The following is a 6,637-nucleotide window of genomic DNA, read 5'->3' as shown; positions in this document are numbered from 1 at the left end:
CTCCCCGCCACGCTCCCCGCCACGCTCCCCGCCACGCTCCCCGTCAGGCCTCCGCGCAGGTCCGGCGTCCGGGTCACCCGCAGCCGTCCGTCGGAGCGGTGCGAGCGCGTCGCGGGCACCTCCACGTCGAGCGCCGCGAGCAGCCTGTTGGCCAGCTCGGCCACCGCCGCGGGCACCCGGTAGCCGGTGGTCAGGGCGATGATCCGGGCGTCCGGCCTGCCGAGCAGCTCCATGCGCTCCCGCCAGGAGGTGGCCGCCCACGGCGTGGTGCCCTGGGCGAGGTCGCCCAGCACGGTGAGCGAGCCGTGCGCGCTGCGCCGCGCCACCGCCCGGCACTGCATGGGCGACAGGTCCTGGGCCTCGTCCACGATGACGTGCCCGTAGCCGGCCGGGCGCTCGACCAGCGCGGAGAGCTCGTCGAGCAGCACCAGGTCGGCGGCCGACCATGTGGCGCTCCTGACGCTGCGGGGCTTCCTGTCCCAGGTGATGGCGGCGCGCTCGGCCTCCGACAACACGCCGGCGGCCGGGTCGGGGCCGGCCCCCGGGCCGCGCAGCAGCTCGTACAGGACCTCCACCGGTTTGACGGTGGGCCAGAGCACGTCCAGCGACGCGGTGACACCACGGCCGATCTTGCGCAGCCAGGCGGCGTTCGGAGTCCGGCCGCGGCTCTCGGCCTGCCGCCTGATCGACTCGACGATCCTCGCGCGTACGCGTTCCCGCCCCACGGCGTACGGGAGCGACTCGCGCCGGGTGTCGTCCACGAAGCGGCGCAGTGCGTCCTCGTGCACCCGCCACCGGTAGGAGCCGTCGGGCACCACGACCGGCTCGGCCGGTTCGGCGATGCGTCCGTACAGTGCTCTGCGCAGCACCGTCGCCATGCGGGCGTCGTGCTTGACGGCGGCGGCCTCCTCACTGTCGGCCGCGGTGACGGGCACCGTGCCGAGCAGGTGCTCCAGCGTGGTCTGCTCGACGTCCACCTCGCCGAGCGCGGGCAGGACGGCGGAGATGTAGCCGAGGAAGGCCCGGTTCGGGCCGAGCACCAGCACGCCCGAGCGTTCGAGGCGCCGGCGGTGCGCGTACAGCAGGTAGGCGGCCCGGTGCAGCCCGACCGCGGTCTTGCCGGTGCCGGGCGCGCCCTGGACGCAGATCGAGGTGTCCAGGTCCGCGCGTACGAGGTCGTCCTGCTCGGGCTGGATGGTGGCGACGATGTCGCGCATGGGCCCCACGCGGGGGCGTTCGATCTCGGCGGCGAGGATCTTGCTCTCGCCCTCCTCGCCCTGCCCGAGCCGCTCGTCCTCGAAGCCCGTCAGCGTGCTGCCGGACCAGCCGAAACGGCGGCGCACCGCGACGCCCTGGGGGTCGCCGGCGCCGGCCCGGTAGAAGGTCCGCGAGACGGGCGCGCGCCAGTCGACCACGAGGGGCGGGCCGCCGGGCTCGCCGGCGATGTGGCGCCTGCCGATGTGGTACGCGCGGCCGCGGTGCTCGGCCGAGCCCGGCCCGAAGTCGAGCCGGCCGAAGAACGGCGGCCCGTCCGGCTCCTCCTCGAGCTCCTTGGCCAGGCTCTTGAGGTGGTGTCCCAGCCGTTCCGCGCTGTAGCGGTCGCCGGCCACCGTCTCACCGACGATCACGTTCTCGCGCGCCCCCCGCACCATCCTGCGTAGTCCGGCCCTGCACTCTTCGACGTACTGCCGCTCGTCGTCGAGCGTGCCCATCACGCCTCCCGAAACTGTTAACTCGGTCAAAAGGTTAACCAGGTTAACACTTGGTAGGGTGGACGCATGACGGGACTGCGAGAGCTGCAGCGGCAGCGGGTGCACGAGGCCATCTCGACGGCTGCCATCGCGCTGTTCCTGGAACGCGGCTTCGACGAGGTGCCCGTCACCGAGATCGCCGCGTCGGCCGGCGTGTCGAAGCCGACGCTGTTCAAGTACTTCCCGACGAAGGAGGACCTCGCCCTTCACCGCATCGCCGACCACCGGGGCGAGGCGGCGCGCGTGGTGCGGCGGCGGGCGGAGGGCGAGGGGGCGGTGCAGGCGCTGCGCCGGCACTTCCTCGACGGGCTGGCCCGGCACGACCCCGTCACCGGGCTCAACGACGACCCCGAGGTGGTGGCCTACCACCGGATGGTGTTCTTCACGCCGAGCCTGGCGGCGCGGCTGCTGCAGCACATGGCCTCGGAGGAGCGGGCGCTGGCCGAGGCGCTCACCGAGACGGCCGACGACCTCACCGCGAGCCTGCTCGCCGGCCAGGTGCTCGCCACGCAGCGGGTGCTGGCCCGGCGCACCTGGGAGCGGCTGGCCGGGGGGCGGCCGTTGCGGGAGGTCGAGGTCGAGGCGGTGCGGGCGGCCGAGCGGGCGTTCTCCCTGCTGCCCGAGCTCTGACCGGCAGCCCGCACGCTTCAGCAGCCCGCACGCTTCAGCAGCCCGCACGGGCCCGGCCACCTGCACGGGCCCGGCTCAGCCAGGAGTGTCCTGTGCGGGGGCGCCAGCCAGGTCTCGTGCAGGTGCAGCCAGCGAAGGCCGGGCTCGCGCAGGAACACCACCGTCGCCCGGCGCCCCTGCGTGGCCGGGGACGGCGTGTTGTTCCCGCTGGGAGCCGTCGTGTGCCACTCCTCGTACGTCGCCACCAGGAGATCGCCCGAACCGGCCACCACGCGGACGTCGCGGATGGTGATCCTGAGGTGCGGCGCGCTGCCGTGGGAGCCCTCGACCCAGGCCCGCACCTGCTCGCGCGCCATCGCCACCCCGTCGGGACCGACCAGGGTGAAGCCCGGCGCGAGAGCATCGGAGAACGCCGCGAACCCCGCCCGGTCCGCCGCCCCGGTCAGCCACCCCTCGATCACCTGGTGCTGGCGGATCACCTCGCGCTCGGCGTCCGTCATGACAGCCCCCGCGCGGCGATCCAGTCACCCAGCGGCGTGAGAGGGACGCCGAGCCGCTCCCCGGCGTCATGGGCGGTGGCGAAGAAGCCGTCCGTGTCGCGGATCCACCGGTAGGTGGCGGCGACCCCCGCAGCCGCCGGCGCGCCCGCCATCCGCGCCAGGCCCGACTCGAACGCGTCCACGTCCAGTTCTTCGTACCGCACTTCCGGCCCGAACGCCGCCGCGAGCTCATCCCCCGTCAGCGCCTGCGGCCCGCCCACGTCCAGCGTGAGCCCGTCCAGCCCGTCGCGGGTCAGCGCCGCCGCCGTCGCCGCGCCCAGGTCGTCGTGCGTCAGCCACGGTACGGCGACCCGCGCGGGCACCGGGTAACGCAGCACGCCCGCACTCGCCAGCGGCCCGCTCACCCAGGGCGCCAGCAGGTTGTCCGCGTACAGGGGCGGGCGCAGCACCACCACCGGCACCCCGCTGTCCAGCAGCGCCGCCGCCGCGGCCCTGCGCGTGTCGAACGCGGCCACCCCCGTCTCGCCACCGCTGCGGGGCTCGGGCAGCCGGTTGCCCGTGGTGAACACCAGCCGCCGTACCCCACCGGCCCGCGCGCCGCCGATCACGTGGCGCACGTAGGCGGAGACCGTGGCGGGGTCGAACTCCATGGGCAGGACCACCGACGCGTGCGTCACCCCGTCGAACGCCTCCTTCACCCGCACGGCGTCGCCGAGGTCGCCGGGGAAGTGCCGTACCCCTTCGGGGACGTTCGCGGTGCGGGAGAAGCCGCGGACCTCGTGCCCGTCCGCGGCCAGCCGGCGGGCGACGGCGCCGCCCTGGGCGCCAGAGGCGCCGATCACCAGGAATCTCATGGGGTCCATCTTTCCGGCGCGTGGCCGTACGCTCTATAAAGGATTGTCTCGTGAGGATTAAGGATCGTCCGGTGGATGGTGACCTGCTGAGCGAGCTGCTGGGGCCGCTCCGCCTGCGCGGGGTGTTCCGCAGCCGCTGGACGGCCCGCGCGCCGTGGGGCGTGACGGGCGAGCGGGAGAGCTGCGCCCTGCTGCACTACGTCAGCGAAGGCACGTGCACGGTGGAGCTGCCCGGGGCCGAGCCGGTGGTGCTGGGCGAGGGAGAGCTGTCCGTCTTCCCGCACGGCGCCGGGCACCGGCTGGGCGACGCGCCCGGCAGCCCGGCGGTGCCGCTGGACAGCCTGCTCCCCGGGCGGGAGCCGGGCCTGATGCGCAGGGTGTCGATCGACGGTCCCGGGCCGCCGGCCGCCATACTCTGCGGCGGGCTGCACTACGACGCGGCCGCCGCGTCCCCGCTCTACCGCGCGCTGCCGCAGCTGCTCGTGCTGGACCGCGCGGCGATCGCCGGTGAGCCGCTGCTCGGCGACATGCTGGAGCGGCTGGCCGGCGACTGGGACGGCGGGGAGGCCGGGCGGGAGATCGTCGCGCTGCGCGCCTTCGAGCTGGCCTTCGTGCTCGCCCTGCGCGCGGCGCTGGCCAGTCTGTCCGAGTCCGAGCCGATCCTGCGCGCCCTGCGGCATCCGGCCATCGGGGCGGCGCTGCTGGCCGTGCAGACCAGGTTCGCCGAGCCGTGGACGGTGGAGTCGCTGGCCGAGGAGTCGGGCCTGTCGCGCTCGGCGTTCGCGGCGGCGTTCCGCGACCTCGTCGGCGAGGCGCCGATGCGGCACCTGACCGCCCGCAGGATGCAGGAGGCCGCGCGGCTCCTCGCGGGGAGCACCCTCCCGCACAGCCGGATCGCGCGGCGCGTCGGTTATCAGTCGACGGTTGGATTTCACCTGGCTTTCAAGCAATGGCATGGTTTGACGCCCGGTGAATTCCGCAAGAACGCCGACGTCCTCGCAGGTGAGAAGGGTTTCTGGTAGATATCATGACCGCCCCTTGACCTTGTACGGCATCAAGGCGACGCGGGATATCGCGAGCCGGGCTCTTACCTGAAAGGACTGATCTGTGAGCGGATTCCCCCTGCCCATCGTCGGCTACGGGAACGGATTGGACGGTGACGTTCAGTGACAGGCGGAGTGTGGTCCCGCGGATGGGCCCGCGGATGGGCCCGCGGATGGGCCCGCGGATGGGCCCGCGGATGGGCAGGGGCGCGTTCGGTCCTGCCCGAGAGCGCCGCGCTGGCCGCCATGGGCCGCAGCCCCCGTCGTGACCTGCTCGCCGGCCTCACCGTGGCGATCGTGGCGCTGCCGCTGGCGCTCGGGTTCGGCATCTCCTCGGGAGCAGGAGCGGCGGCGGGCCTGGCCACCGCCGTGGTCGCCGGAGCGCTGGCCGCGCTGTTCGGCGGGTCCGACGTGCAGGTGACCGGGCCGACCGGGGCGATGACGGTGGTGCTCGTGCCGATCACGCACGCGTACGGCATGCCCGGTGTGCTGACGGTCGGCCTGATGTCCGGCGTGCTGCTGCTCGCCCTGGCCCTGTCGCGCGCGGGCCGCTACATCGCGCTCGTGCCCGCCCCCGTCGTGGCGGGCTTCACCGTCGGCATCGCCCTGGTCATCGGCCTGCAGCAGATCCCCCACGCCCTGGGCGTGCCCGCCCAGGGAGGCGCGACGGTCGTCGTCGCCGCCTGGCACGCCCTGGCGCAGTTCCTCGCGGAACCGCACTGGTGGGCCATGTGCGTCACCGTGGCGGTCGCCGCGGCGCTCATCGTGGGCGCGAGCCTGTGGCCTGCCGTGCCGTTCTCGCTGCCGGCCGTGGCCGCCGCCACCGTCGTCGCCGAGCTGGCCGAGCTGCCGCTGGCCAGGATCGGCGACCTGCCCGCCGGACTGCCCGCGCCGTCGCTGGAGTTCCTCGACCCCCGGACGCTGCCGTCCCTCGTCGCGCCGGCCGTCGCGGTGGCCGCCCTGGCGGCGCTGTCGACCCTGCTGTCGGCCGCCGTCGCCGACGGCATGACCGGCGCCCACCGGCACGACCCCGACAAGGAGCTGTTCGGCCAGGGCCTGGCCAACCTCGTCGCCCCGCTGTTCGGCGGGATCCCGGCCACGGGCGCGATCGCCCGCACCGTGGTCAACGTCCGGGCGGGCGCGAGGTCGCGGCTGGCTGCGCTGGCGCACGCGGCCGTCCTCGCCCTCATCGTCTACTGCGCGGCCGAGCTCGTGTCGGGCATTCCGCTGGCCGCGCTGGCCGGCGTGCTGGTCGCCACGGCGATCCGCATGGTGGAGGTCGGGGCGCTGCGGGCCATGGTCCGCTCCACCCGTGGCGACGCCGCGGTCCTCGTGCTGACCGCCGTCGCCACGCTCGCGCTCGACCTGGTGGTCGCCGTCGTCCTCGGCCTGGTCGTGGCCGGAGCGCTGGCCCTGCGGGCCGTCGCGAGGAACGCGCGCCTGCACCAGGAGCCGCTCCGCCGCGACCTGCACCCCGTGGCCGAGCACGCCCTGCTCACCGAGCACATCGTCACCTACCGCCTCGACGGGCCGCTCTTCTTCGCCGCGGCCCACCGCTTCCTGCTGACCCTCTCCGAGGTGAGCGGCGTGTCCGTGGTGGTGCTGCGCATGTCGCGCGTCACCACCATCGACGCCAGCGGGGCGCTCGCCCTCGCCGACGCCATCGAACAGCTCGAGCGCCGCGGCATCATGGTGTACGTCTCCGGCATCCCCGACCGCCACCACCAGCCGCTGGAGGCACTCGGGGTGGCCGGCCGCCTGACCCGCGCCGGCCAGGTCTTCCCGACGACCGGCGAGGCCATCACGGCCGCTCGCGACCGCCTCCACCACACCGGCGTCCTCCCCGGCCTGGCCGGCTG

Annotated in this window: 6 protein-coding genes; 3 read left to right on the top strand and 3 right to left on the bottom strand. The window is 74.6% G+C overall.

What is annotated here, in order from left to right:
• Positions 1 to 1,712, bottom strand: a 1,712-nt coding sequence (locus tag E1295_RS46460) for a HelD family protein (protein ID WP_132641548.1), incomplete at its 3' end; no start/stop codon positions are given.
• A gap of 66 nt (positions 1,713 to 1,778) precedes the next feature.
• Here E1295_RS46460 and E1295_RS46455 point away from each other — a divergent pair.
• Positions 1,779 to 2,381 (top strand): TetR family transcriptional regulator, encoded by a 603-nt coding sequence (locus tag E1295_RS46455; RefSeq protein ID WP_132641546.1) that lies wholly within the window; start codon positions 1,779 to 1,781, stop codon positions 2,379 to 2,381.
• Between the two features lie 17 nt (positions 2,382 to 2,398).
• Here the strand turns inward: E1295_RS46455 and E1295_RS46450 are convergent, their stop codons facing one another.
• Positions 2,399 to 2,881 carry a nuclear transport factor 2 family protein gene (locus E1295_RS46450; RefSeq protein ID WP_132641544.1) on the bottom strand — a complete coding sequence of 161 codons (483 nt, stop codon included), beginning with the start codon at positions 2,879 to 2,881 and terminating at the stop codon, positions 2,399 to 2,401.
• Positions 2,878 to 3,735: an SDR family oxidoreductase gene (locus tag E1295_RS46445; RefSeq protein ID WP_132641542.1), complete on the bottom strand. Its 858-nt coding sequence runs from the start codon at positions 3,733 to 3,735 to the stop codon at positions 2,878 to 2,880. The genes E1295_RS46450 and E1295_RS46445 overlap by 4 nt, the downstream gene beginning before the upstream one ends.
• 71 nt (positions 3,736 to 3,806) lie before the next feature.
• Between E1295_RS46445 and E1295_RS46440 the strand changes: the two genes are divergently transcribed.
• Positions 3,807 to 4,757, top strand: coding sequence for an AraC family transcriptional regulator (locus tag E1295_RS46440; RefSeq protein WP_246081214.1), 951 nt, complete (start codon positions 3,807 to 3,809; stop codon positions 4,755 to 4,757).
• A gap of 267 nt (positions 4,758 to 5,024) precedes the next feature.
• The coding region (locus E1295_RS46435) for a SulP family inorganic anion transporter (RefSeq protein WP_132641550.1) at positions 5,025 to 6,637 on the top strand (1,613 nt) is incomplete at its 3' end.

The sequence above is a fragment of the Nonomuraea mesophila genome (assembly GCF_004352805.1).
Lineage (GTDB): Bacteria > Actinomycetota > Actinomycetes > Streptosporangiales > Streptosporangiaceae > Nonomuraea > Nonomuraea longispora.
The sequence above is the reverse complement of the archived record's forward strand: the minus strand, read 5'-3'. Positions and strand labels throughout refer to the sequence as shown.